This window comes from Immundisolibacter sp. (assembly GCF_041625615.1).
Taxonomy (GTDB): domain Bacteria; phylum Pseudomonadota; class Gammaproteobacteria; order Immundisolibacterales; family Immundisolibacteraceae; genus Immundisolibacter.
The window spans coordinates 1-25,949 of record NZ_JBFJTF010000017.1 but is presented as its reverse complement, the minus strand read 5'-3'; the positions used below and the strand labels follow the sequence as shown (position 1 = coordinate 25,949).

Genomic DNA, 25,949 nt, shown 5'->3' with positions numbered 1-25,949 from the left:
TGGCGGCCGGGGGGCTGCCGGCCAGCAGCGCATCGATCACCTGGCGGCGAACCGCCGCATCCCGTGTGGTCGACAGCGCACGCCCGGCATCGCGCAGCGCCCGGTCGGCGGGCGCGCCCGGCAGCAGCCGGCTCAACGCGCGCGCTTTCTTGATGTGACGGCGCGCTGTGTGGACGGCCTTGGCGTGCGGCGTGCCGCGCAGCGCCGTCAGGGCCGTGTCGATCTCGGACCGCAGCAGCCTCGGGATCTGCGTCCCGGCGGGGCGGTGCGGGTCCAGTGCCACGGCCATCACCTCGACCTACAGCACCCGGCAGAAGGCCACCTTGAGGTAGCCGGCTTCGGGCATGGCCGGCAGCTGCGGGTGGTCGGGGCCCTGCTGGCCGCGTTCGAGCAGTTGCAGGCGACGGTTCAGCGGCAGGACAGCGCGGCGCAGCACGTCCCGGAAGTCGGCTTCCGCCAGATGGTGCGAGCACGAGGCGCTGACCAGAAAGCCGCCGGGCGCGACGCACTGCATGGCCAGGCGGTTCAGGCGCAGATACGCTTCCAGGCCGGCGTCGGCATCGCGCTTGCGCTTGATGAAGGCCGGCGGGTCGATGATGACGGTGTCGAACGACTGCCCGTCCGCCAGCAGGGCTGACAGCACCTCGAAGGCATCGCCCTGGCGTGTGGTCACCCGGTCGGCCAGGCCATTGCGCTGGGCGTTGTCCTGCACGCCGGCCAGGGCCGTCGCCGAGGCGTCGACACACAGGACCTCGCGGGCGCCGGCCGCGGCCGCCTGGACGCCCCAGGCACCGACGTAACTGAACACGTCCAGCACCCGGCCGGTGCCGACGTAGGTTCGCAGGCGCTGGCGATTGGGGCGCTGGTCGAAATACCAGCCGGATTTCTGGCCGCCGTGCAGCGGCACCGCGAAGCGCAGGCCGCCCTCGCTGACCTCGCCGTATTCCGGCACCGTGCCGTGCAGCACCTCGGGCGGGCCGAGCGGCAGGCCTTCGAGATCACGTCCGAAACCGTCGTTGCGGGCCAGGATGCCGGCCGGATGAAGCAGGTTTCGCAGCCCGGCGAGCACGTGTTCGCGCAGCGCCTCCATGCCGGCGGTGCCGATCTGCAGCACCAGCTGGTCGCCGTAGCGGTCCACCACCAGCCCCGGCAGGCCGTCACCCTCGGCGTGGACCAGGCGGTAGTGCGGCGTGTCGTGGAGGCGCTCGCGCAGGGTCAGTGCATCGGCCAGGCGACGGCCCAGCAGGGCCTGTACCTGCGCCTCCTCGTCAAACACCCGGCGGCTCAGCAGCCGGGCGCAGATCAGCGAGCGCGGGTTGACGTAGGCCGTGCCCAGCGGCGCGCCGCGGTCGCTTTCGAGCCGCACCAGCTGGCCGGGCGTGAAGGCGGTCAGCGGGGTGGCGGCGGTGTCCACCTCGTTGCTGAAGACCCATAGGTGACCGGCGCGCAGGCGGCGGTGTTCATTGCGTTTCAGGCGCAGCGGGGCAAGGCTCACGGTAGGGCTTCCGGTGGCGGGCGTTGCATTATCGGTCCTGGCTCCCGGCATGCAAGGCGCGGTCGGACGAATCCGGCGGCGGGCTTGAGGCGGGGTTCCGGCGCTGCATACAATCCACAGCTTCCCCAGTTACCGGTTGCCCCCGCGCGAGCGCACATGACCGCCGATGCGTCCCTCCACGATCCGCTGGCCGCGACCCTGGCACAGGCCGAGCGGAAGCTGCTGCTCGGGCTGCTGCCGAGCGGGCTGCAAGGGCTGGTCCTGCAGGTGCCCGGTCCCTGGCCGGCGCTGCCGATGGACGATGTCGGCGGCCGTGCCTGGTCGGTGGTCATGGCGCCGGCGCCGGGGTCCGGCACCGCGCTGTGCGGCGACCTGAAGGCATGGCCGGTGGCCAGTGCCAGTGCGGCGGTGGTGATCCTGCGTCACGTGCTCGAGCAGGTGGACGATCCGGCGCCGGTGCTGGCCGAGGCCGAACGGGTGCTGATGCCGTTCGGCCGCCTGCTGGTGGCCGGTTTCAATCCATGGAGCCTGTGCGGCCTGCGTGGCCTGGCCGAGCGCTTCGGTCCGCACCCGCGCGACTGGTGGCCGGAGCACCTGCGTTCGGTCAACGAGCTGCGCCATGCCCTGTCGTGCCTGCCGATGCAGGTGGAGGACGTGACGACGGCGTTCTTTCGCCTGCCGCTGGAGCGGCGTTGGGCACTGCACCACAGCCAGCTGATGGAGCGCATCGGTCCGCGCCTGCTGCCGCGTGCCGGCGGGGTGTACTGCCTGGCTGCCAGCAAGCGCCAGTTCGCGGTGCGTCCGCTGCGCGTGCAGTGGCAACGCAAGCCGGTCTATGCGCGGCGCCCACTGCGCGTTCCGGCCGGTCGGATGGCGGCGTGAGCCGCGCGGTGGAGATCTATGCCGACGGCGCCTGTCGCGGCAACCCCGGTCCTGGCGGCTGGGGCGCGCTGTTGCGTTACGGCGCCCAGGAGCGCGAGCTGTGGGGTGGCGAGCCGAACACCACCAACAACCGCATGGAACTGACGGCGGTGATCCGTGCCCTGGAGGTGCTGCAGCGGCCCAGCCGCCTGCACATCGTGACCGACTCGCAGTACGTGATGCACGGCATCACGAAATGGATGGCCGGCTGGAAGCGGCGGGGCTGGCGCACGGCCGACGGCAAGCCGGTGAAGAACCGCGAGTTGTGGGAGCGCCTGGACACGCTGCTGTCGGCACACGAGGCGGAGTGGTCCTGGGTTCGCGGACACACCGGTCACCCCGAGAACGAGCGCGCCGATGCCCTGGCCAATCGCGGCATCGACGAGCTTGGCGCGGTCCAGGAACACCGGGCATGAGGCAGATCGTTCTCGATACCGAAACCACCGGTCTTTCGGCGGCCGAGGGCCATCGCGTCATCGAGATCGGCGCGGTGGAACTGCTCAACCGGCGGCCGACCGGGCGCAACTTCCATCACTACCTGCAGCCGGACCGGGAGATCGACGCCGGCGCCATCGAAGTGCACGGCATCAGCAACGAGTTCCTGGCCGACAAGCCGCGTTTCGCAGATGTGGCCGGGGAGTTCGTCGAGTATGTGCGGGGCGCCGAGCTGGTGATCCACAACGCCGCCTTCGACGTCGGTTTCCTGAACGCCGAGCTGGCGCGCCTGGACGGTGGCCACAGCATCGATGCCCTGTGCTCGGTGCTCGACACGCTGGTCCTGGCGCGGCATCTGCACCCCGGCCAGCGCAACACCCTGGACGCGCTGTGTCGCCGCTACGGCGTCGACAATTCGGGCCGCAGCCTGCACGGCGCGCTGCTGGACGCGCAGATCCTGGCCGAGGTCTACCTGGCCATGACCGGCGGCCAGGTCACCCTGTCGCTGGGTGACGACGCGGCGTCGCCGGGCACGGTCGAGGCGGCGCGGCCAACCCGCGTGCGGGCCGACCGGCCACGGCTGGCGGTGCTGGCGCCGAGCGCCGACGAGCTGCAGGCGCACGCGGCGCGCCTGGCCGCCATCGACAAGGCCAGTGGCGGGCGTTGCCTGTGGCTGGCCGAGGGCGAGCCGGCATGAGGCGCCGCACGCTTGGTTAAACTTGGCCGGCCGCCGTGGCGGCAACGAAACACCAACTCCCCCCGAAACCACCCCGACGACCCCCGATAACCATAGGTAGATCCATGAGCAAGGCGTTCTCCATCCGCGTGCAGCAGTCCGGTGCCGAATTCTCCTGCGATGCCGACGACACGGTGCTGCGGGCCGGGCTGCGGGCCGGTGTCGGCCTGTCCTACGAATGCAACGTGGGCGGCTGCGGTACCTGCAAGTTCGACCTCGTCGAGGGCGAGGTACAGACCCTGTGGGAGGAGGCGCCCGGTCTGAACCCGCGCGATCGCCAGCGTGGCCGGCTGTTGGGTTGCCAGTGCGTGCCGCTGACCGACTGCGTGATCAAGCCGATGATCGTCGATGACCAGTTCGTGCCGGTCGACGCGCCGCGGCGCTTTTTCGGTGAACTGGTGGCCATTCGCGATCTCACGCACGACATTCGCGAGTTCGTGTTCAAGGACGACCAGGCAGCCGATTTCCGGCCCGGGCAGTACGCGCTGCTGCACCTGCCGGGCGTGGAGGGGCCGCGTGCCTACTCGATGTCCAACATCCGCAATGCCGACGGGCACTGGGAGTTCATCATCCGCAAGGTGCCGAACGGTGCCGGCACGGCGGCGCTGTTCGACCTGAAGGTCGGTGACCGGATCGAGATCGACGGGCCCTACGGCCTGGCCTTCCTGCGCACCGACGTTACGCGCACTGTGGTGTGCATCGGCGGTGGTTCCGGCCTGGCGCCGATGCTGTCCATCGCCCGCGGCCTGGTGGCCGAACCGGGCATGCAGGACGTCAAGCTGAAGTTCTTCTATGGCGCCCGCGGTCCGCAGGACCTGTGCGGCGAGGACGAGCTGAAGGCCCTCCCGGGCTTCGGTGACCGTCTCGAGTTCCTGCCGGCGCTGTCCGACGCCGACGCCGCCGCCGCCGGGGGCTGGAGCGGCGCGGTCGGTTTCATCCACGAGCAGGTGAAGGCACAGATCCCGACCGACCAGCTGCAGGAATGCGAGTTCTACACCTGTGGCCCGCCGGTGATGATCAACGCCGTCATGCAGATGCTCGGCGGCGAACTGAAGGTGTCGCCGGACCGCATTCATTACGACAGCTTCGTCTGAGTCCGCTCAGCCGCGCCGGCGTGGGCTTGGGCTCACGCCGGTCGGCGGCCCCAGGCGGCTACCGTGCAGGCACCGAAGGCCCACAGGCCGGGATCGTCCAGCAAATCGAGGGCGGCATCGTAGTCGGCTTCGGCCAGCAGGCCGGTGTCGAGTACCCGCGGGCGGGCCTGCTGACCGCTGAGACGGTAGAAGCGCGCCAGGCGCTCGCCGCCGTGCAACACGGCGGCTTGTGCGTCCGCCCCGACCGCCTGCAGGCCATGGTGTTCCAGCATCGCCGGGAGGCTGCGCGCCCAGTAGCAGTCGCGCCCGGTGTGGGCCACCACCGCCCGCGTCAGCGCGTCCATGAACCGGGCATAGAGCGCTGGTGCACCGGCGTGCACCGGGAAGAAGTCGGGTTCCTCGATCAGCAGCACGCCCCCGGGCTTGACGGCGCCGAGCAGGCGGCCGATGGCGTCGTCGATGTCCGGCAGGTGGTGCAGTAGCCAGCGGCAGTGCACCAGGTCGAACTCGGCCGGCGGCAACGGATCCCGGGTGAGGTCGTGGGTCGCCAGTTCCAGGTTCGGTGGTGCGTCGACGGCCACCAGGGTGGTGTCGATGTCGGTGGCCAGCACGCGTCCGCCCGCGCCGACCTGCTGACACAGCCAGTGCGCGATGGAGCCGCCCCCGGCGCCGACCTCCAGGCACTGCCATCCGGCCGTCACGCCGCAGGCCAGCAGCCGCCGGCGGGTGGCCGGGTCGAGTTCGTCCTCGAGCAGGGCCAGTCGCTGGCGGGCCTGGTTCCAGGCGTTGCTCAAGGCGTATGTGTGGTCTGTCATGAGCGTTACTCGCGCGAGGCGGCCGCGCGCAGGGTGACCAGGGACAGCGGCTGTGCGGAATCGAGCCCCTGCAGCCAGTCCAGCGCCTGATCGGTGCGCGCGCGATCGAGGCCGCCATAGGCGGCGAGCTGGCGGAACTTGTCGGTGAGCTCGGACGCGGACAAGGGATTCTCGGGGTCGCCGCGGGGGCGATCCTGCGCCGCCTGCACCGTGCGCCCGTCGCGCAGGCGTACCGTCACGCCGGCGGACCAGGTGGCCGGGTAGGCCGCCTCGCGTGCCGGATCGGCGGTGACCGTCACCCGCTCCAGCAGTGCCCGTACGGTCGGGTCGGACAAGGCCGCCGGGTCGAACTGCGTCAGGCCGACCCGGCCGTGGCGCAGGGCGGTGGCCACGCAGTACTGCAGGCTGAACTTGGCGTCCGGCGCGCTGTGCGGGTCCGGCTTGTCGCACAGGGTCAGGGCCGCCCGGTAGGTGTCGACGCTCACGATGTCGATGTCGTCGACCGATGCCAGCTGCGCGTGCAGGGCGATGGCCGCGTCGATGGGCGCGTGGGTGTGCCGGCAGGACGCATGCGGCTTGATGGAGATGGCGTGCACCCGCAGGGACTCGCCCGGCTCGCCCAGGTGCTCCACGACCTTCAGCGGTTCACCGTGGGGGGCCAGGCCGGCAAAGAACCCACGTTCGCCCTCCATGATGTGGCGGGCGCCGGTCAGGCCCAGGCGCGAGAGCGTGGCGGCCAGCACGCCGTTGGCGGCGGCCCGTCCCGGGTGCAGGGGCTTGGTGAGCGCGCCTTCCTCGTTGAACTGCCACAGGCCGGCGGCCTGCGTGCCGGCATTGCCCAGCGCCCACACCAGCCGCTCGCGATCGAGCTTCAGAAGCCAGCCGGCCGCTGCCGCGGCGCCGAAGGCGCCCGCCGTGGCGGTGTTGTGGAAGTGGTAGTAGTGCTCCGGGCCGAGCGCGGCGCCGACGCGCACCATGATTTCGTAGCCGGCCACCACCGCGGCCAGCAGGTCGTGTCCGCTCGCTCCGGCCCGCTCGGCGGTGGCCAGCGCCGCCGGTACCACCACGGCGCCCGGGTGGGTGACCGAGGCCCGCTCCACGTCGTCCATCTCGACGATGTGCGACACGGCACCGTTGCACAGGGCAGCCACCTCGACCGCGCGCCCTTCGTCCAGGCCCAGCAGCGTGACCCGGCCGGCGGGCTGCTGGCGCGCGTAGTCCAGGAAAATTCGGCCGGTGTCGGTGCCCAGGCCCGCCAGTGCCGAGCCCAGCCAGTCCATGACGAGCAGGCGGGCGGCTTCCAGGTCGGCAGGTTGGAAGCCTTCGCCGCGGCGGGCGATTTGCCAGTCGGCGAGTTGCTCGCTCAGTGAGGGCTCGATCATGTGCGGTCCGACAGTGCGCTGCCGGAGTACTCGACCGCGTGCGTGGCCGCGTCCCACAGCGCGCGGGCGGCCGGATTCTCGCGCTCTTCCTTGATGTGGCCGACCAGGCCGGCGGCGCGGGTGATGACCGCAAACCCGCGCATGACATCTACCGGGATGCCGATTTCCGACAGCAGGGCGGCGATCGCCCCGGTGGCGTTGATGGTGATGTGCCGGCCGTAGACGCGGTCCACGGCGTCGCCCAGCGCCTGCAGGGCGGCGATGTGATCGCCGCTGACGCCGGCGTCGCGGGCCACCGCAAACAGCTTCGGTGTGCGCGGGTCATCCGGACGGTGCAGGTTGTGGCCGAAGCCGGGCAGGGGCGTCCTGCTTTCGCGGTGACGGCGGGCGATGCGCTCGGCAGCGGCGCTGACGCCGTCGTCGGCGCGCATCATTTCATCGATCAGCTCCGCCGCGCCCTGCATGGTGCCCAGGAAGGTGCCACCGACCCCGAGCAGGCCCGCTGCCACCGCCCCCTGCAACGACTCGGGCGCGCTCATCAGCGTCAGGCGGGTGGCAATCGCCGACGGCGTGATGCCGTGTTCGAGCAGGGTCACCAGCACGGCGTCGACGATCTTGACCTCTGTCGGCGAGGGCAGGCGCGCCATGATCTGGAAGAACATCATCTGGGTGAACGTGACCTCGCCGATCAGCTCGTCAACCAGGCTCTTGTCACGCACGTAGATGGCGTCGTTGGTATAGGTGCAGATGGCGCTGCTGGCGCGTGGCGTCTCGGCCATGATGGCGGAGTCCTCCTGCGTGGATGGGGAGCCGTTTTGCGAGTCCGGATGATGACAGTTTCTGACGGAGGGTAGAAGCGCGGCGGGGCAACGGCGGCAGTGCGCCGGCTTTACAGGGCGGCGGCTTATCCACTACGCTTCCGCACGCATTGTGCGCTGCACAATAGCGAGCTCGCGCAGCAACGCGGAGGGCCGGATATGTCAACGGATGGAGTGACGCTCGGCGCGTCCGACGCCGTACTCGAAGACCTGGCGCGGTTGACTGCGCAGGTGCAGGAGGCGTTGGGGGAGGCATGGCAGTCGCCGGCAGCCGACGTGCCGCTGCTGGGCAGCATGGCCGACGGCATGTGGCAGGCAATGGTGTCCTTTCAGCAGTCGTTGCTGAACGATCCGGCGCGACTGCTCCAGGCTCAGGCCGAGCTGTGGAATGCCTATTTCAAGATCTGGCAGGACAGCCTGCGGGCCATCGGTGGACAGTCGCCGGTCGCGGGTGCGGCGCACGTGGCCGATCGGCGGTTTCGCGGGGCCGACTGGCAATTGCCGGCATTCGACCTGATCCGCCAGTGCTATCTGGCCACCAGCGGCTGGTTGCTGGCACAGGTGGGCGATGCCCAGGACATCGATCCGCACACCCGTAACCGGCTGACGTTCTATATGCGCCAGTTTGCGGACGCGCTGTCGCCATCCAATTTCGTCGCCACCAACCCCGAAGTGTTGCGGATCACGGCCGAGAGTGGGGGGCAGAACCTGCTCGACGGTCTGCGGCACCTGCTGGAGGATCTGCAGCGTGGTGACGGCCGCCTGACACCGCGGATGGTCGACCCGCAGGCCTTCACGGTCGGGGTCGACCTTGCCGCCACGCCCGGCAAGGTGGTGTTCGAGAACGCGTTGATGCAGCTGATCCAGTACAGCCCGCTCACCGACCAGGTGTACCGGCGCCCGCTGCTGGTGATCCCGCCCTGGATCAACAAGTTCTACGTGATGGACCTGCAACAGAAGAACTCGCTGGTGCGCTGGTGGGTGGAGCAGGGCTACACGGTGTTCATGATCTCGTGGGTCAACCCCGGGCCGCAGCTGGCCGACAAGTCGTTCGACGACTACATGCTGGAAGGCCCGCTGGCGGCGCTGGACGCCATCGAGCAGGCCTGCGGCGAGCGGGAGGTGAATGCCGTCGGCTACTGCATCGGTGGCACGCTGCTGATGAGCACGCTGGCGTATCTGGCTGCCAAGGACGACACGCGCATCCAGTCCGCCACCACCTTTGCCAGCCTGCTCGACTTTACCGACCCCGGTGACCTTGGGGTGTTCATTGACGAAAGCCAGGTGGCCGCCGTCGAGGCCAAGATGGCCGACACCGGCTACCTGGACAGCGCCGACATGGCGGCGGCCTTCAATCTGCTGCGTGCCAACGACCTGATCTGGTCCTTCTTCGTCAACAACTACCTGCTCGGCAAGGAACCCGCCGCGTTCGACCTGCTGTTCTGGAACGCCGACGCGACGCGCATGCCGGCGGCCATGCACAGCTTTTATCTGCGCAACATGTACCTGCACAACCGCCTGCGCGAGCCGGGCGGCATCACCCTGGCTGGCGTGCCGATCGACCTCGGAAAGATCACCGTGCCGTGCTACTTCGTGGCGACCGCCGAGGATCACATCGCGCCCTGGCGCTCGGTTTACGCCGGTGCGCAGTTGCCGGGGGGCAAGACACGCTTCGTGCTGGCCGGCTCCGGCCACATTGCCGGCATCATCAACCCGCCGGCGGCGCGCAAGTACCAGTTCTGGACCGCCGACACGCTGCCCGAGTCGCCGCATGCCTGGCACGAGGCGGCGGTCGAGCACGCCGGCTCCTGGTGGCCGGACTGGAAGTTCTGGCTCGGGCGGCGTGCCGGCGGCAAGGTGATGGCGCGCCAGCCGGGCGAGGGCGGCTTGCCGCCCATCGAGGATGCCCCGGGCCGCTACGTGCGGATGTCCAGTCGCGAGGAGTGACGCTTGATGCTGTACCACATGCGGGAAATCGCACACGCCAGTCTGGCCCCGGCGCGCGCCGCCGCCGACTTGACCGGCCGCATCCTGCGCCACCCGGCGAATCCGTGGCGTGATCTGGCGCCGGCCCGCTGGCTGGCGGCTGGCTGTGAAGTGTTCGACAACGTCACCGCGCGCTACGACAAGCCCGAGTTCGACCTGCACAGCACGGTGATCGACGGGCGCGAGGTGCCCGTGGTGGAGGAGGTGATCCAGCGCGAGCCATTCTGCGACCTGCTGCATTTCCGGCGCCTGGCCAGGCGGTCGGACCCGCGCCTGCTGGTGGTGGCGCCGATGTCGGGACACTACGCCACGCTGCTGCGGGATACCGTGCGGGCGTTGATGCCCAGCCACGACGTGTTCGTTACCGACTGGCTGGATGCGGCCATGGTGCCGCTGGCCGACGGCGGCTTCGATCTGGATGACTACATCGACTATGTGATCGATTTCATTCACACGCTGGGGCCGGACACGCACGTGCTGGCGGTATGCCAGCCGGCGGTGCCCGTGCTGGCGGCGGTGTCGTTGATGGCCTCGCGTCAGGACCCGCTCGCGCCGCGCAGCATGACGTTGATCGGCGGACCGATCGACACCCGCCGCAGTCCGACGGTGCCGAACGACCTGGCGACGACCAATCCGCTGTCCTGGTTCGAAAAGAACCTGCTGGCGACGGTGCCGGCGACGTATCCGGGCTTCGGGCGACGGGTGTATCCGGGCTTCCTGCAGCTGTCCGGCTTCATCAGCATGAACATCCAGCGGCACGTCGACGCCCACCAGGAGTTCTTCAACCACCTGGTGGAGGGCGACGGCGACAGCGCCGAGCAGCACCGGGCGTTCTACCGCGAGTACCTGGCGGTGATGGACACGTCGGCGGAGTTCTACCTGCAAACCATCCGCACCGTGTTCCAGGAGCATGCGCTGCCGCAGGGTGCCATGCACCATCGTGGTGAAAAGGTTGATCCGGGCGCCATCAAACACACCGCGCTGCTGACAGTAGAGGGCGGCAAGGACGACATTTCAGGGCTGGGGCAGACGGAGGCGGCGCAAGACCTGTGCACTGGCCTGTCGACGGCACGGAAACTGCATTACGTCCAACCGGAGGTTGGCCATTACGGCACGTTCAGCGGTCGGCGTTGGCGCGAGCAGATCGTGCCCGTGATCAGCGAGTTCATCCGCAACAGCTGATCCAGACTCAGGCGCGTTTCCTGTCAGTCCGTGACAGCGCAACGTTGTTCGGTGCCGACGGTCTGACTCCGCAGTCCCTTTTGGTTGCGCTTGGAGGAGGATGCTCATGTCACAGGCCCGTCAGGTTGCCATTGTCACCGGCTCGTCCCGCGGTATCGGTCGCACGATTGCCCTGGAACTGGCTCGGCGAGGCATGTCGATAGTGGTCAATTACCACAGCAGTGAGTCCGAGGCGCAGGGGGTGGCCAGCGAGGTTTGCGCGCTGGGGGTGGACGCCCTGTGTCTGCAGGCCAACGTGGCGGATCCCGACCAGGCTCGCGGCCTGGTGGAACAGGTCCATGCCCAGTGGGGGCGAGTCGACGTCATGGTCAACAACGCGGGCATCACGCGCGACAAGACCCTGCGCAAGCTCACCGACGACGACTGGCTTCAGGTCATCAACACCAACCTCGGCAGCGTTTATTACTGCACTACGGCGGTGATGCCGATCATGATCGAGCAGAACTACGGCCGCATCATCAACATCAGTTCCTATGTCGGGCAGGCCGGCAACTTCGGGCAGGCAAACTACGGCGCCAGCAAGGGCGGCATCATTGCCTTCACCAAGACGGCGGCGCTGGAGCTGGCACGCTACGGCATTACCGTGAACGCCATTGCGCCCGGCTTTACCGAAACCGAGATGCTGTCGAAAGTGTCGGCCGAGGTGCAGGAAAAAATTCGCGCGCGCATTCCCATGGGACGCTTCGGCAAGCCCCAGGAGGTCGCCAAGGTGGTGGCGTTCATTGCCACCGACGCCGATTACATCACCGGTCAGCAGATCAACGTCAACGGCGGCGTGTACATGTAACCACGCCGGCGGCCGGGTCGCCGGCGGACCCGGCATCGGCGGCACGGCCTGTCGCAGGTGGCGTGCTAGCATCGCCACCCTCCCGCAGCCGTAACCCGCATCCCCACAGTGACTTTTTCTTCGTCAGCCGACTGGCTGTCGGCCGTGGCGGAGGCCACCGCGAGTCCGCCGCCACCGCGCGCGCCGCTTGCAGCCGAACTGGACGGTTACCAGCGTCTTTTGATTGCCTGGGACGAAGCCTTGAACGCCGGGAGCGACGATCCCGCCGGACAGGCGTTGGCCGTGTTGGCCCGTCATGTCGATCAGCAGCGCCTGCGCCAGTTGCGTGGCCTGTTGTGCCCGGGGGGCTTGTACGAGGCACTGGTGCTCATGCCGATGCCGGGTCTGGACATGTTGCCCGACCCGGATGCGTTGGGATCCTGGCCGGCGCCGGGGCTTGCCATGTGGCAGGCGGTTGTGGCCTACCGCCGGCGGCTGGATCACTTGCTGGCGCTGTATGACGGGCTCGGGACGCGGTCGCTCGAACGCCTGCAGGCGGCCCTCGCCGAGGGTGTCGCGCCGCCGGTGCGAAGTCCCCGTGCCTTGTATGGGCTTTGGCAGCGCTGTGTCGATGCCTGTGAGGCCGAGGTGCTGCGTGTGCCCGATTATTCCGCTCGACTCGCGGCGGTCGCCAGGGCCGCGACGCGCCTGCGGGCGGAGCAGCGGCGCTGGGCGGCGCAGTGGCTGGGCATCCACAGCGCCAGCGAGGCACAGCGCGCACTCAGTGATGAAATCGCTGACATTCGCCGTCAGCTGCGGTTGATGGCGCGGCCGGGGCGATGACGGGGGTGCGCGTGACAGCGGCGCAGGTCCGCGCCGAGCGTGCCCGCGTGCAGGCATGGTTGGACGCCGAGCAGCCGGTCGGCCCGTGGCCGACACGGGAACGGGAGCGGATCGGCATCGAAGGCAAGGCGGTGCTGCGCTTTTATCCCGGCAGCAACGGCGCTGCCGGGCGGCCGCTGCTGCTTGTCTACTCGCTGGTCAATCGCCCGGACGTGCTGGATCTGGCGCCCGGGCACTCCTTCATAGAAGCCTTGCAGCGCCGCGGCCATCCGGTCTACCTGATGGACTGGGGCCGCCCCGATGCCAGCGACGCCGGCGTGTCGATGGCCGATTACGTCAACGGATACCTGATCAAGGCGCTGCAGCAGGTGCGCCAACGCCATGCGCGACGCACTGTGGACGTGGTTGGCATTTGTCAGGGAGGCGTGCTTGCACTGTGCTTGGCGAGCCTCGCGCCGCGGGCAATACACCGGCTGGCGACGCTGGTGACGCCGGTCGATTTTCACACCCCAGGCGACCTGCTGGCCGGGTGGGCGCGTAGTGTCGCGCCCGAAGACCTGGTGGCCGAGGATGGAAACCTGCCCGGGCACGTGCTCGGCGGACTGTTCGCACTGCTCCGCCCCCTGCGGGCGGCCACGGCAACGCGAACCGCTGTCGCGGAACTGTCCAGCCGGCGGCGCCGAGAACGGCTGCTGCGACTGCTCGACTGGCAGGCGGACTATCCGGACCAGGCCGGTCGGGCCTGGCGGGAGTTCGTGACGACCTGTTACCGCGACAACCAGCTACGGACTGGGACGCTGCAACTGGACGGACACGTCGTCGACCTGCGCCGCCTCGGTTGTCCGGTCCTCAATGTGTACGCGCGGGCCGACCATATGGTGCCCGTGGCCGCGGCGCGCGCCCTGGGTCAGATGGTCGAGCCGCACCGGTACCATGAACTGGCGGTCGACGGGGGGCACGTCGGGGTGTTTGCCGGCCGGCGCGGACTGCAGGCGGTGTCCGCTGCGGTGTCCGACTTTTTTCTGGCTCGCAATCAAAAAAGCCCCGCGGACGCGAGGCTTTCTTGAGTCGGAAGCCGTAGCCTTCAGGCCGCCTTGGGCTTGGGCTTGGCGTTCCAGCCCGGCATGGACTTGAGGCTGTTCTCGATGACGCCGGCCACTGCCTGGTTGGCTTCGGCAACCACTTCCATGTCGTACTTGGCCAGGTCGAAAAGCTTCTTGCCCATGTCGGTCATGAATGCGCTTTGTGCCGACATCAGGGCAGGCAGATCCTTCGACGACGTGAACTGGCTCGCCTGACCCAGGCCGGCCTCGAAGCAGTCGCCGGCCAGATCCATGTGCTTTTTGAGTAGCTTCTCGAATGCCTGCGTGCCGATCGTGGTCATGTCGGCAAATGGCTTCATCTGCTCGCTGAGGCTGTCCATCATCTTGCCGTACATCGCGTTGCCCTCCGAGGGATTCCGCATTGCAAAATCGCAGGCTCAGGCTAGGACGTGTGCTCACCCCTGTCAAGGGGTTTTTATGCGCCGCGGAATTATTTTTTCTCGTTCTGTTCGTTCGGTTCGCCGCGCAGCCCGCTGGTCATGCGGCTCCAGATGTCCAGATTCTGTTCGGCAAGACGTGACATGAGGTTCAGCGGATGGCCGCTGAGCATGGTGCGCAACTGTTCGTGGAAAGCGCCTTGCTGTTCCATGAACATGGTGACACTGCGTTCGAGGTATTCGCGCAACAGGCCGTGCAGGCTGTCTCCGTAGAAGCGGATCAGCTGACGCAGCACCTCGTCGGTCAGCAGCGAGCCGCCGCTGTCGGCTTCCTGCTCGGCAATGATCTGCAGCAACACGCTGCGGGTGATGTTCTCGCCGGTTTTCGAGTCGTGGACCTCAAACGGTTCGCCGGTCAGGACCAGTCGTTTGACGTCTTCAAGTGCTACGAAACAGCTCTGTGTCGTGTCGTAGAGGCGGCGATTGGGGTATTTCTTCAGAATCCGCACGTGCTGTTTACCCTGTCCGACGGGACCGTGTGACCGGTCGAAGCGCCGGTGTCACGCTGCGCCGATCGTTTGGGATCGATTGTACACAGCGCACTGCAACGCGCCGCGCCGCGTCGGCCTTATACTTCTGTGCCGTAAAAATTTGCACCGGCCACGCGCGTGTACCCGCCGGCGTGGCGGGCGTTTCCCCGGAGACCCCATGTCCAGACTGTTGAAGGCATCTGCACTGCTCGCACTGGGTTTCATCAGCGCGCTGGCGTTGATGCGCGATGGTGCGCACGCGGAACGCGGCGAGGCCGTGACCACGGTGGATCTGCCGATCCAGGAACTGCGCCTGTTCAGCGAAGTGCTTGGCATCATTCGCCAGAACTATGTGGAGCCGATCACCGACAGTGACCTGCTCAAGAGTGCCATTCGCGGCATGCTGACCGGGCTGGACCCGCACTCCGCGTATCTGGAAGACGACGAGTTCCAGGAACTGAAAGAGGGGACGTCGGGCGAGTTCGGCGGCCTGGGCATCGAGGTCGGCATGGAAGACGGCTTCGTGAAGGTGATATCCCCGATCGACGACACCCCCGCGCAGCGGGCCGGTATCCAGGCCGGCGATCTGGTCATCCGTCTCGATGACACGGCGGTCAAGGGCATGTCATTGTCGGAGGCGGTCAAGAAGATGCGCGGCAAGCCGGGCACCGACATCACGCTGACCGTGGTGCGCGAAGGCGAGGAACGGCCGCTCCAGATCACCATCACGCGCGCGATCATCAAGGTCAACAGCGTGCGCAGTCGGACGTTGAGTCCCGGCTACGGTTACTTGCGCGTGTCGCAGTTCCAGACCAACACCGGCCGCAAGCTGCGCGAAGCGGTGACCACGCTGAAAGAGGGCAACGAGGGCGGACTGAAGGGTCTGGTGCTCGACCTGCGCAACAACCCGGGCGGTGTGCTGACGGCGGCGGTGTCGGTGTCCGACGCCTTCATCACGCAGGGGTTGATCGTCTACACCGAGGGCCGGGCGCCGGAGGCGGAGCAGAAGTTCTCCGCCACGTCCGGCGACGTGCTCGAGGGTGTGCCGATCGTGGTGCTGGTGAATGCCGGCTCGGCATCCGCGTCGGAGATCGTGGCCGGTGCGCTGCAGGACAACGGTCGCGCCATCATCATGGGCGAGAAGACCTTCGGCAAGGGCTCGGTGCAGACGATCCTGCCGATTCGAGAGGACGCGGCGCTCAAACTCACCACGGCCCGTTACTACACGCCGAAGGGGCGTTCCATCCAGGCCGAGGGGATCGAGCCGGACGTGACACTGGAGCGTCTGCAGCTCACCGCCATCGAACAGTCGATCGACCCGATCGGCGAGCGCGACCTGGCACGTCACCTGGACAATCCCAATGGCGAGGCCCCGAACAAGAAGCAAGCCGCTGAACGCAACCTGGCGGAGACGGACTTCGGGGTCCATGAGGCGCTGAACCTGCTCAAGGCGCTCAACATCGTGCAGTCGCGCAGCAACCTGATGCACTGAGGCGGTGTTGGGCAGCGGCCGGATTCGGTGACCAGGCGTCACTCAATGTCCGGGCCCGCTGCCATCGTCTGGTTTCGCACCGACCTTCGCCTGGCCGATAACCCGGCGCTGCAGGCGGCGCTTCAGGCCGGCGGACGGGTAATTCCCGTGTTTGTCTGGGCGCCACGGGACGAGGGTTCCTGGTCGCCCGGCGCTGCCAGCCGCTGGTGGCTGCATCACAGTCTTGACGCGCTCAGCAGGCAACTCGCGGCCAGGGGGAGCCGGCTGTTGCTGCGCCAGGGGCCGGCGGCCGAGGCGCTGGCGCGGCTGGCGCGCGAGACGGGGGCCGCGTGGGTGTGTGCCAACGCGCGCTGCGAGCCGGCGGCCCGACAGCAGCAGCAGGCGGTGGAACGTGCGCTGCAGGCCGTCGATGCGGGCTTGAGTCTGCACGGTGGCGGCTTCCTGCTCTCGCCCCGGCGGCTGCTCACGGCCAGCGGTACCGCGTATCGACGTTTCACGCCATTTTGGCGGGCACTGCAGGCGCACCTGCAGCACGATGGGCTGTGTGCTGCGCCCGAGCGTTTGCCGCCTGTGCCGCGGACCGTGGCGGGTGATTCGCTGGGCGCGCTCGGCCTGTTGCCGCAGCACGACTGGGGCGACGGGTTCGAACGGTACTGGCGGCCTGGCGAGTCCGGTGCCGGTCGACGTCTCGCTGAGACGGTGCGATCGACCCTCCCGCGCTACGCGACGGCCCGGGATCGCCCCGACCAGGACGCCACCAGCCGCCTGTCGCCGCACCTTCACTTCGGCGAGATCAGCGCGCGGCGGGTGCTGGCGGCGCTGGACGCGGCAGCTGCGCAGGCACCCGCACTGGACAGCCAGGTCGCGGCGCTGCGGCGGGAACTCGGCTGGCGCGAGTTCAGCGCGCACCTGCTGTGGCATTACCCGACGTTGCCGCAAGAGCCGCTGGACGGCCGCTTCGCGGCATTTCCCTGGCAGGACGACCCCGAGCACCTGCGCGCCTGGCAGCGCGGGCGCACCGGAATACCGCTGGTGGACGCGGGCATGCGCGAACTGTGGCACACCGGCTTCATGCACAACCGCGTGCGCATGATCACTGCCTCGTTCCTGACCAAGCACCTGCGGCAGCCCTGGCAGGCCGGCGCGCGCTGGTTCTGGGACACGCTGCTGGACGCGGACCTCGCCAGCAACAGCCAGAACTGGCAGTGGGTGGCCGGCTGCGGCGCGGATGCCGCGCCGTACTTCCGCGTTTTCAATCCGGTCGTTCAGGGCAGGAAGTTCGACCCCGAAGGGGACTACGTGCGTCGCTGGGTGCCGGAACTGGCACGCCTGCCCAAGCGCCACGTGCACGCACCGTGGCAGGCGCCGGAGTCGGAGCGCCAGGCGGCGGGTGTGCGGCTGGGTGAAACCTACCCGTGGCCAATCGTGGACCTGGCGGCCGGCCGTCAGGCGGCACTGTCCGCCTACGCGCAGGTGCGCGCTGCGGCAAGCCGGCAGCAGACACCTGATTGACCGTACGGTCGGGCGGCGGCTACGCTGCCGGGCACGCCGTGAAGCCCGAGGAGAAACGCCATGGCCACTGTCGCCGCACAGCTGCCGTCCGGCTACTACCGCGACCTGAACGAATACATCGCCGCGCTGGAGCAGGCCGGCAAGCTGCAACGCGTCAGCCGGCCAATCGACAAGGACACGCAGATGCATCCGCTGGTGCGCCTGCAGTTCCGCGGCCTGGAAGAGAAGGACCGCAAGGCCTGGCTGTTCGAGAACATCACCGACGCCAAGGGCCGTCCGTATGACATGCCGCTGGTGCTGTGCGCCATGGCCGGCTCGTCCGACATCTACGCCCTGGGGCTGCAGTGCACGGTGGAGGAGATTCCGCGCCGCTGGGAGCACGCGCAGGCCAATCCGATCGCGCCGAAGCTGGTCGACAGCGGCCCGGTTCACGAGCAGATCCTGCGCGGCGATGACCTGCGCGAACGCTGCCTGTCGCGCCTGCCGATTCCCATTTCGACCCCCGGGTTCGACAACGCGCCGTACACCACCGCCTCGCACTGGGTCAGCAAGGACCCGGACACCGGCCTGCACAACGTCGGCAACTACCGCGGCATGGTCAAGTCCGAGCAGCGAATCGGTGTGTATCCGGCCTCGCCGGGCTGGGGCATGCGCCGGCACATCGAGCTGTGGCGCGAGCGCGGGCACGCCAGGATGCCGGCCGCCATCGTCATTGGCGTGCCCCCGGCGGTGTCCTACACCGCCGTCACACGCCTGCCCAACGACGTGTGCGAGTACGACGTGGCCGGCGGCCTGGCCGGACACGCGCTGGAGCTGGTGCGGTGCGTGTCGCACGACCTGCTGGTACCGGCCCAGGCGCAGATCGTGGTCGAGGGCTTCGTGCCGACCGATCTGCAGGAAATGGAGGGGCCGTTCGGCGAGTTTCCCGGCTACATGGCGGCGCGTGACTACTCCTGGTTCATGGAAGTCACGGCAATCACCATGCGCAAGCAGCCGATCTACCAGGCGTTTCTTTCACAGTTTCCGCCCAGCGAGTCGTCCAAGATCCGCGGTATCGGCTGGGAGGCGGCCTGTTTCGACTACCTCAAGGACGGCGGCTTCGACAACGTGCTGGAGGTGCACTACCCGGAAGCGTCGGGGTCGTTCGGCGTGTGCCTGGTGCGCATCCGCCGTCAGAACGACGACGACGGTCAGCGCGTCCTCGATCACCTGGCCAAGAAATTCGTCGGCAAGGTTGCCGTGGTGGTCGACGAGGACGTCGACATTCACGACCCGGGCGCCATCTACTGGGCGCTGTCCTACGCCATGCAGCCGCATCGCGACGTGCGTGTGGTGGACATCCCGTTGATGCCGCTGGACCCGTCCATCGCGCCGCCGGGCGCCAACCGTGGCCTGACCGGCGAGAAGCCGCGCATGTCCGGGTTGCTGATCGACGCCACGCGCGACTGGCCGTACCCACCGGTTTCCCTGCCGCGACAGGCGTTCATGGAAGACGCCGTCCAGCTGTGGCAGGAGCTGGGGTTGCCGGAACTGAAGCTGCGCACGCCCTGGTATGGCTACAACCTGGGCCACTGGTCGGCCGAGGAGACCGAGGAAGCCGACCTGGCGGTGCGGGGGGACTCCTACCTCACCGGTGAAAAACAGGCCGGGCAGCGGCGCAAGCTGAGCTGAGACGGCAGCGGTTCAGCCGCGCAACCGCTGCGCGGCCGCGGCCAGGGCGGTGATGGCCGCCCAGTCGCCGGCCTGCACCAGGGCCTTGGGCGCCACCCAGGAGCCGCCGACACAGGCGACGTTGGGCTGCGCCAGGTAAGCGGGCGCGGTGGCCACATCGACGCCGCCGGTGGGGCAGAACACCTGATCCGGGAAGGGGCCGTGCAGGGCCTTCAGCATGTCGAGGCCGCCGGCCACCGCCGCCGGAAACAGCTTGCAGACACGAAGGCCGGCGGCGCGCACGGTCATCACGTCCGATGGCGTCATGGTGCCCGGCAGCAGCGGCAGCCCGCTGTCCTCGGCCGCGTCCAGAAGGCCCGGACTGAGCCCGGGGCTCACGCCGAACACCGCGCCGGCGTCGCGCGCGGCGGACAGGTCCTGCGGCCGGGTGAGGGTGCCCATGCCGACCACCGCGTCCGGCACGGCGTCGCGGATGGCGCGCACGGCATCGAACGCGACCGGCGTGCGCAGCGTGATCTCGAGCACGCGGATGCCGCCGGCGAGCAGGGCGCGCGCCAGCGGCACGGCTTTGTCGCGCTCGTCGATCACCAGCACCGGCATGACCGGTCCCAGGCGCAGGATGTCCAGCAGCGTCATGCCGTGACCTCCGTCGCCGTGGGGAGGGATACCAGCGGCGGTGGCACGGCGGCGATGAAGCCACCGCCCTGTTCGGCGCCAACCGCCATCTGACGGGCGAAACCGAACAGATCGCGGCCGCAGCCCCAGCGAGCGCCATCGAGATCGATCATCGCCGGAACGCGTTGCGCCCAGTCCTGTTCGGGCACCAGCGCCATCAACTCACTGCGCTCGGCATCCAGGCGCAGGACGTCGCCATCCCGCACCCGCGCCAGCGGGCCGCCGTTGAGGCACTCCGGGGTGACGTGGATGGCGGCCGGGACCTTGCCCGAAGCGCCCGACATGCGCCCGTCGGTGACCAGTGCCACCTTGAATCCCCGGTCCTGCAGCACGCCGAGCACAGGCGTCAGCCGGTGCAGCTCCGGCATGCCGTTGGCGCGCGGGCCCTGGAAGCGCACCACGGCCACCAGGTCGCGTTCCAGTTCGCCGTTTCGGAAGGCAGCGTGCAGCGCCTCCTGGCTGTCGAATACCCGTGCCGGTGCCTCGATGACCCGGTGCTCGGGCTTGACGGCCGAGACCTTGACGATGGCGCGCCCGAGGTTGCCGTTCAGCACGCGCAGGCCGCCGTCTGCGCTGAACGGCTGCGCCAGCGGCCGCACGATGGTGTCGTCGCCGCTGACCGCCGGCGCCGGCTGCCAGTCGAGCCGGCCGGCGTCCAGCGTCGGTTCGCGTGTGTAATCGGCCAGACCGCCATGGGAGACGGTGCGCACGTCGGTGTGCAGGAGTCCGCCGGCCAGCAGTTCGCGGATCACGAAACCGGTGCCGCCGGCGGCCTGGAAGTGATTCACGTCGGCGCTGCCGTTGGGATACACGCGCGCCAGCAGCGGCACCACCGCCGACAGCGTCGCCAGATCGTCCCAGTCGATGAGCATGCCGGCGGCGGCTGCGATGGCCGGCACGTGCAGGGCGTGGTTGGTGGAGCCGCCGGTGGCCAGCAGGCCCACCGTGGCGTTGACGATGGCCCGCTCGTCGACGACCTCGCCCAACGGCGCCTGGTGCTCGTCCCGCGCCAGGCCGACCACCAGGCGGGCGGCCTCGGCCGTCAGCGCGTCGCGCAGCGGTGTGCCGGGATTGACGAAGGCGGTGCCGGGCACGTGCAGGCCCATCAGCTCCATCAGCATCTGGTTGGTGTTGGCGGTGCCGTAGAAGGTGCAGGTGCCGGGCGCGTGGTAGGCGCGCGACTCGGCCTCGAGCAAGGCGGCGTTGTCGAGCTTGCCCTCGGCGTGGAGCTGGCGGATCTTGGCCTTCTCCGCGTTAGACAGGCCCGATGGCATGGGGCCGGCCGGAACGAACACCGCCGGCAGGTGGCCGAACGCCAGCGCGCCGATCAGCAGGCCCGGCACGATCTTGTCGCACACACCCAGCAGCAGCATGCCGTCGAAGGCGTTGTGCGACAGTGCCACGCCGGTGGCCAGGGCAATGGTGTCGCGCGAGAACAGCGACAGGTCCATGCCCGCCTCACCCTGCGTCACGCCATCGCACATGGCCGGAACGCCGCCGGCGAACTGCGCCACCGCGCCCAGGTCGGCGGCGGTCTGCTTGAGAATGGCGGGATACGTTTCGAGCGGCTGGTGCGCTGACAGCATGTCGTTATAGGCCGACACGATGGCAATGTTGACCGCCCGTCCGCCGGTGAGCGTGCGCTTGTCATCGGGGCCGCTGGCGGCGCAGGCGTGTGCCAGGTTGGCGCATGGCAGGCGCATGCGCACCGGGCCGGCCTGTCGCGCCCGTGTGATGCGGGCAAGGTACGCTTGGCGGGTTGGTTGGCTGCGGCGACGGATCCGTTCGGTGACCGCCTCGACGACCGGGTGGATGGTCATGTGCAATCTCCTGTGCAGTTTCGCGCGGCGCCGTGGGGTGGCCGATGAGCGGCTTGGCATGAAAGCAGCAATCGCGATGCCAGAACATCGGACCTGCCTGCGGGCCACGGAGTGTAATGAATGAGTGTATTGAGCAATTTTGATCTGATCTTTTTCGGCGCGACCGGTGACCTGGCCCTGCGCAAGTTGTTGCCGGCGTTGTACTTCGCGTATCGCGATGGCAAGCAGCCGGCGGGCTGGCGCATCCTGGGACTGGCGCGTCGTGACCTGACGCGCGACGACTACCTGTCGCTGCTGGGCGATGCCTGCCGGCATCACATTCCCGCTGCCGATTTTGACGACAAAGCCTGGAATGCGTTCTGCGAGCACGTTGATTACCTGTCGGTGGACGGCACCGACCCGGCCGGCTTTGCCGCGCTGAAGGACTGGTTCGCGCAGTCCGGCGAGCGCGTGCGGGTGTTCTACCTGTCCACCGCGGCGCGCCTGTTCGGGCCCATTTGCGAGGGCCTGGCCCAGCACGGGCTGGTCACGCCGCAGACCCGGGTGGTGCTGGAGAAGCCGCTCGGCCATGACTGCGCCAGCGCCGAGGCGATCAACGAGGCGGTCGGGAGTATCTTCGCCGAACGGCAGATCTTCCGCATCGACCATTACCTGGGCAAGGAAACGGTGCAGAACCTGCTGGCGCTGCGCTTCGGCAATTCGATTTTCGAGCCGCTGTGGAACCGCGGCTCGGTGCGTGACGTGCAGATCACCATTTCCGAACAGGTCGGGGTGGAGGAGCGCGGCGAGTACTACGACCCGTCCGGCGCCCTGCGCGACATGGTGCAAAGCCACATGCTGCAGCTGCTGTGCATTCTGGCCATGGAGCCGCCGACCAACATCGACGCCGACGCCGTGCGCGACGAGAAGCTCAAGGTGCTGCGCGCGCTGCGGCCGATCACCGCCGCCAACATCAAGGAAAAGACCGTGCGTGGCCAGTATCGCGCGGGGGCCGTGGCCGGCAAGCCGGTGCCGGGCTATCTGGAAGAGGCGGACATTCCCCCGGACAGCCAGACCGAGACCTATGTCGCCATCAAGGCGGAAATCGACAACTGGCGCTGGTCCGGTGTGCCGTTCTTCCTGCGTACCGGCAAGCGCCTGCCCGAGCGCATGGCCGAGATCGTGGTCAATTTTCGCCAGGTGCCGCACGCCATCCTGCCGCCGTCCACCAACTCGGCCGAACCGAACCGCCTGGTCATCCGCCTGCAGCCGGACGAGGGCGTGAAGCTGTTCCTGCTGGTCAAGGTGCCGGGGGAGGGCATGCGCGTGAAGCCGGTGGCGCTCGACCTGGACTTTGCCGAGACCTTCAAGCACCGCCAGTGGGAGGCCTACGAACGCCTGCTGCGCGAAGTGATCCAGGGCAACCTGACGCTGTTCATGCGTCGCGACGAACTGGCCGCTGCCTGGCGCTGGGTGGACCCGATTCTCGAAGGCTGGCGGGCAATGGATGAGCCGCCCAAGCCCTACACCGCAGGTACCTGGGGGCCGGCGGCGGCCAGCGCCCTGATCCTGCGCGACGGCCTGGCCTGGCGCGAGGAGACCTGAGCATGGCGGTGCGCGAGCACGCCTTCGTGTCGGCGCAGGAGGCTGTCCGGGCACTGGCCACGGCAGTGGCCGCGCAGCTCGACACGGCCCTGAAGGCCCGCCCGCGGGCCAGTCTGGTGGTGTCCGGCGGACGCAGCCCGATAGGCTTCTTCCATGCTCTGCGCGAGATGCCGCTCGACTGGGCGCGCGTGCGGGTTTCCCTGGCCGACGAGCGCTGGCTGCCGCCGCAGCACCCGGACAGCAACGCCCATCTGGTCGCCGAGCATCTCCTGCAGGGCGCCGCGGCGGCGGCGCAGTTCGTGCCGCTGTGGAATGGGGCACCGAGCCCGGCGCCGGCCATCGCCGAGCGACAGCAGGCCCTCGGCGTGTTGCCGCGGCCGTTCGATGCCGTCGTGCTCGGCATGGGCGAGGACGGGCATACCGCCTCGCTGTTTCCGGGCGCGGCCGGGGTCGAGGCGGCACTCGATCCGGCCGGCACCGACACCCTGGTGGCCATCGACCCGCCGGATGCGCCATACCCACGCCTGAGCCTTACGCTGGCGGCCTTGCTCGACAGCCGGCAGATCTATTTGCCGCTGAATGGGGCGCGCAAGCAGGCGGTCTATCGGCAGGCGCGGGGCGAGTGTGAGCCTTTGCGCCTGCCGGTCGCCGCTGTCGTGTGCCAAGCAAAGGTGCCAGTCAGCGTGTTTCTGGGACCCTGAGCCCGCGCCTGGGCGCTGGGGCTGGCACAGGCCTCCGGGGACGGCGTCCGGGCCAGCCGTGCGCGGCCGGTGTCGCGCGGCCGCGCCTCGGTCAAGCCCGCGGTACTGGCGTCACAGACCCATGAGTTTGCGGTATCCGTGCCAGAAACCCCGCACGCCGTTCTCGTCTACGCCCATGACCTCGATGCTGTCGATGCTGTTGCCACCGCACTCGATGACCGACGCCTGGTCCAGGCCGCCGGCGATGCCCTGTTGGCAGATGCTGACCGCTTCGCCGTCTTCCATGGAGATATAGCCGGCCGGGCCGACCATGTTGAACTGCTTCAGGCGATGCGCGGTCAGCTCCGGGCTGTCATCGGTGAAACCGTAGAACGTCCATACCAGCTCGGTGGCATCGACGCCCTTGGTCTGGATCTGTCGCACGGCCAGGGTGTTGGAGATCTGCTGCAACACCACGTTCGGGAACATGGAGTGGATGGTCAGGGCAATCTCGCCACCGAGCTCGGGCTCCCAGCGCAGCATTTCCGGTGCCTCGAGCTGAGCCTGAGAGTCGGCCTTGCGGCTGCTGGCCTGCTGGTAGTGCTCGATGCTCTGGTCCTCGGCCGGCTTGCACACCTGCAGCAGCTGATGAAGCTTGTTGTCCGACAGGTGGACCCAGCCGCGCTGACCTTGCCGGTAGATGCCGAAGGTGGGGTAGAACAGGTGCAACAGGCCGCCGTGGTAGCTGTCACGCGAGTTCTCGGCGTACAGCTTCCAGTTGCCGGGGAAGTACTGGCGGGCATGGCCGAGGATGGTGATGGGCCGGCTGAACAGGCGTTCGATGTTGGCGCAATGTTCGGCCCCCAGGAACTCGCGCAGTGGCGGCGCAGTCGGGTCGAACGTGCCGAAGACCATGTCGCCGACGCTGTCCACGTTCAGGCGCTGCAGGCCGTGCGCGGCCATGTCGAAATCGGCCGGGTAGCCCCCCTTGCCGCCGAGCCCCCGACGGAACGGAACGCCGACCAGCGCGCCGGTCGCGTCGTACGCCCACTGGTGATAGACGCACGTATGGGTGCCCTGCTCGCCGACGTTGCCGCGCAGTTCGCGGCATACCAGGGCGCCCCGGTGGGCGCAGCGGTTGACCCAGCAGTGCAGCACGCCCTCGGCATCTCGGGTCAGGACGACGGGCGTGTCACCGATGAACGTGGACTTGAAGTCTCCGGCGTTCGACACTTCGGTGGCCAGGCCCAGAAAACTCCATACCGGACCGCGAAAGATGCGCTCTTGCTCGTGCTCGTACAGTGCCGAATCGGCGTAGACGCGGTACGGCGCGCGCGTTTCGTCCGGCGCAGGCCATCGCAGGACGGAATCGGCAGGGGTGGGTGCGTTCATCAACTCTCTCCTTCGCGGGAAGACATGTATGTGCGTACCTGAACGATAACCGGAAAAATTACACGTGCCCGCGCGCACAGTGCATTTGATTTGTCGTACGCTTCGCCGGGACTGGATTTAACGCGTGATAACGGCGTTTTGTAAAACGTCCTTGATGCGCGATGGGTTCAGTCACGACATGCGCTGACCCGAGGCTGGTTCTTACGTCCCGACCCTGCGGGAGCACCAACGGACAGCGGTTTTTGATGACCCTGGAGCAGGACGGCAAAACACAGGATGATCGTCCCGCTCCTTTCCGAGCGATTTTCTTTTATGACTTCGATTTACGTTGGCAATCTGCCTTTCTCCGTTTCGGAAGACGAACTGCGCTCGCTGTTCGAACAGCATGGTGAAGTGCAGTCGGTGAAACTCATCAATGACCGCGAAACCGGCCGGCCGCGTGGTTTCGGGTTCGTCGAGATGGAGCCCTCTGCCGCGGCAGTTGCCATCCAGCACCTGAACGGCAGCCAGTTGGGTGGCCGCTCGCTGCGCATCAACGAAGCGCAGGAGCGGGCGCCGCGTCCGCCGCGCCGCCCGCGCT

At 68.4% G+C, this 25,949-nt stretch carries 24 protein-coding genes and 1 pseudogene; 15 read left to right on the top strand and 10 right to left on the bottom strand.

Annotated elements, in window-relative coordinates; all coding sequences use genetic code 11:
* Together ABYX71_RS02550 and ABYX71_RS02545 are read right to left on the bottom strand one after the other, a co-directional pair.
* A pseudogene (locus tag ABYX71_RS02550) lies at positions 1–289 on the bottom strand (hypothetical protein); the annotation flags it as partial.
* A gap of 9 nt (positions 290–298) precedes the next feature.
* Positions 299–1,495 carry a class I SAM-dependent rRNA methyltransferase gene (locus tag ABYX71_RS02545; RefSeq protein WP_372694618.1) on the bottom strand — a complete coding sequence of 399 codons (1,197 nt, stop codon included), beginning with the start codon at positions 1,493–1,495 and terminating at the stop codon, positions 299–301.
* A 156-nt stretch (positions 1,496–1,651) separates the two neighbouring features.
* Between ABYX71_RS02545 and ABYX71_RS02540 the strand changes: the two genes are divergently transcribed.
* The 4 genes from ABYX71_RS02540 to ABYX71_RS02525 all read left to right on the top strand — a co-directional run bounded on the left by ABYX71_RS02540 (position 1,652) and on the right by ABYX71_RS02525 (position 4,681).
* Positions 1,652–2,377 carry a class I SAM-dependent methyltransferase gene (locus ABYX71_RS02540; RefSeq protein WP_372694616.1) on the top strand — a complete coding sequence of 242 codons (726 nt, stop codon included), beginning with the start codon at positions 1,652–1,654 and terminating at the stop codon, positions 2,375–2,377.
* A complete protein-coding gene (gene rnhA / locus ABYX71_RS02535; protein WP_372694614.1) occupies positions 2,374–2,832 on the top strand; it encodes a ribonuclease HI in 459 nt (152 codons plus the stop codon). Before ABYX71_RS02540 ends, rnhA begins: the two co-directional genes overlap by 4 nt.
* On the top strand, positions 2,829–3,548 hold the full coding sequence (gene dnaQ, locus ABYX71_RS02530) for a DNA polymerase III subunit epsilon (RefSeq protein WP_372694612.1): 720 nt from the start codon (positions 2,829–2,831) through the stop codon (positions 3,546–3,548). Before rnhA ends, dnaQ begins: the two co-directional genes overlap by 4 nt.
* A 104-nt stretch (positions 3,549–3,652) precedes the next feature.
* On the top strand, positions 3,653–4,681 hold the full coding sequence (locus ABYX71_RS02525) for a 2Fe-2S iron-sulfur cluster-binding protein (protein WP_372694611.1): 1,029 nt from the start codon (positions 3,653–3,655) through the stop codon (positions 4,679–4,681).
* Positions 4,682–4,713: 32 nt separating this feature from the next.
* Here the strand turns inward: ABYX71_RS02525 and ABYX71_RS02520 are convergent, their stop codons facing one another.
* From ABYX71_RS02520 to ABYX71_RS02510, 3 genes are read right to left on the bottom strand one after another with little or no spacing between them, the layout of a single operon-like run.
* Positions 4,714–5,496, bottom strand: a complete 783-nt coding sequence (locus ABYX71_RS02520; RefSeq protein ID WP_372694610.1) for a class I SAM-dependent methyltransferase — start codon at positions 5,494–5,496, stop codon at positions 4,714–4,716.
* Positions 5,497–5,501: 5 nt separating this feature from the next.
* Positions 5,502–6,878 (bottom strand): MmgE/PrpD family protein, encoded by a 1,377-nt coding sequence (locus ABYX71_RS02515; RefSeq protein WP_372694608.1) that lies wholly within the window; start codon positions 6,876–6,878, stop codon positions 5,502–5,504.
* Entirely contained in the window at positions 6,875–7,660 is a 786-nt protein-coding gene (locus ABYX71_RS02510) for a citryl-CoA lyase (RefSeq protein ID WP_372694622.1), read from the bottom strand. The genes ABYX71_RS02515 and ABYX71_RS02510 overlap by 4 nt, the downstream gene beginning before the upstream one ends.
* Before the next feature lie 195 nt (positions 7,661–7,855).
* Between ABYX71_RS02510 and ABYX71_RS02505 the strand changes: the two genes are divergently transcribed.
* From ABYX71_RS02505 to ABYX71_RS02485, 5 genes are all read left to right on the top strand, one after another.
* Complete coding sequence (locus ABYX71_RS02505) at positions 7,856–9,643, top strand: PHA/PHB synthase family protein (protein WP_372694606.1); 1,788 nt, start codon at positions 7,856–7,858, stop codon at positions 9,641–9,643.
* A gap of 6 nt (positions 9,644–9,649) precedes the next feature.
* Entirely contained in the window at positions 9,650–10,864 is a 1,215-nt protein-coding gene (locus ABYX71_RS02500; protein WP_372694604.1) for a polyhydroxyalkanoate depolymerase, read from the top strand.
* Positions 10,865–10,970: 106 nt separating this feature from the next.
* Positions 10,971–11,711: a 3-oxoacyl-ACP reductase family protein gene (locus ABYX71_RS02495; protein ID WP_372694602.1), complete on the top strand. Its 741-nt coding sequence runs from the start codon at positions 10,971–10,973 to the stop codon at positions 11,709–11,711.
* Between the two features lie 144 nt (positions 11,712–11,855).
* Positions 11,856–12,533, top strand: a complete 678-nt coding sequence (locus ABYX71_RS02490) for a poly(R)-hydroxyalkanoic acid synthase subunit PhaE (RefSeq protein ID WP_372694600.1) — start codon at positions 11,856–11,858, stop codon at positions 12,531–12,533.
* Positions 12,534–12,544: 11 nt separating this feature from the next.
* Positions 12,545–13,600, top strand: a complete 1,056-nt coding sequence (locus ABYX71_RS02485) for an alpha/beta fold hydrolase (RefSeq protein WP_372694598.1) — start codon at positions 12,545–12,547, stop codon at positions 13,598–13,600.
* A gap of 17 nt (positions 13,601–13,617) precedes the next feature.
* Here the strand turns inward: ABYX71_RS02485 and ABYX71_RS02480 are convergent, their stop codons facing one another.
* A complete protein-coding gene (locus ABYX71_RS02480; protein WP_372694596.1) occupies positions 13,618–13,971 on the bottom strand; it encodes a phasin family protein in 354 nt (117 codons plus the stop codon).
* Between the two features lie 95 nt (positions 13,972–14,066).
* Positions 14,067–14,522, bottom strand: coding sequence for a polyhydroxyalkanoate synthesis repressor PhaR (gene phaR, locus ABYX71_RS02475; protein ID WP_372694594.1), 456 nt, complete (start codon positions 14,520–14,522; stop codon positions 14,067–14,069).
* 199 nt (positions 14,523–14,721) lie between these two features.
* On the opposite strand from phaR, the gene ABYX71_RS02470 reads away from it, so the two are divergent.
* The 3 genes from ABYX71_RS02470 to ABYX71_RS02460 are packed head-to-tail and all read left to right on the top strand — an operon-like array spanning position 14,722 to position 19,218.
* Positions 14,722–16,035, top strand: a complete 1,314-nt coding sequence (locus tag ABYX71_RS02470; RefSeq protein WP_372694592.1) for a S41 family peptidase — start codon at positions 14,722–14,724, stop codon at positions 16,033–16,035.
* 45 nt (positions 16,036–16,080) lie between these two features.
* Positions 16,081–17,547, top strand: a complete 1,467-nt coding sequence (locus ABYX71_RS02465) for a deoxyribodipyrimidine photo-lyase (protein ID WP_372694590.1) — start codon at positions 16,081–16,083, stop codon at positions 17,545–17,547.
* Positions 17,548–17,607: 60 nt separating this feature from the next.
* Positions 17,608–19,218, top strand: a complete 1,611-nt coding sequence (locus ABYX71_RS02460; RefSeq protein ID WP_372694588.1) for a UbiD family decarboxylase — start codon at positions 17,608–17,610, stop codon at positions 19,216–19,218.
* A gap of 12 nt (positions 19,219–19,230) precedes the next feature.
* Here the strand turns inward: ABYX71_RS02460 and eda are convergent, their stop codons facing one another.
* Together eda and edd are read right to left on the bottom strand one after the other, a co-directional pair.
* Complete coding sequence (eda, locus tag ABYX71_RS02455; protein ID WP_372694586.1) at positions 19,231–19,854, bottom strand: bifunctional 4-hydroxy-2-oxoglutarate aldolase/2-dehydro-3-deoxy-phosphogluconate aldolase; 624 nt, start codon at positions 19,852–19,854, stop codon at positions 19,231–19,233.
* Positions 19,851–21,713 carry a phosphogluconate dehydratase gene (gene edd, locus ABYX71_RS02450; protein WP_372694584.1) on the bottom strand — a complete coding sequence of 621 codons (1,863 nt, stop codon included), beginning with the start codon at positions 21,711–21,713 and terminating at the stop codon, positions 19,851–19,853. The genes eda and edd overlap by 4 nt, the downstream gene beginning before the upstream one ends.
* 120 nt (positions 21,714–21,833) lie before the next feature.
* Here edd and zwf point away from each other — a divergent pair, with 120 nt between their 5' ends.
* Positions 21,834–23,297, top strand: coding sequence for a glucose-6-phosphate dehydrogenase (zwf, locus tag ABYX71_RS02445; protein WP_372694582.1), 1,464 nt, complete (start codon positions 21,834–21,836; stop codon positions 23,295–23,297).
* Positions 23,298–23,299: 2 nt separating this feature from the next.
* Positions 23,300–23,998, top strand: coding sequence for a 6-phosphogluconolactonase (gene pgl, locus ABYX71_RS02440; RefSeq protein WP_372694580.1), 699 nt, complete (start codon positions 23,300–23,302; stop codon positions 23,996–23,998).
* 111 nt (positions 23,999–24,109) lie between these two features.
* On the opposite strand, the gene ABYX71_RS02435 is transcribed toward pgl, so the two are convergent.
* Positions 24,110–25,369, bottom strand: a complete 1,260-nt coding sequence (locus ABYX71_RS02435) for a Rieske 2Fe-2S domain-containing protein (RefSeq protein ID WP_372694578.1) — start codon at positions 25,367–25,369, stop codon at positions 24,110–24,112.
* Between the two features lie 312 nt (positions 25,370–25,681).
* On the opposite strand from ABYX71_RS02435, the gene ABYX71_RS02430 reads away from it, so the two are divergent.
* Positions 25,682–25,949: RNA recognition motif domain-containing protein (locus ABYX71_RS02430; RefSeq protein WP_372694620.1), on the top strand; the 268-nt coding region annotated here is incomplete at its 3' end.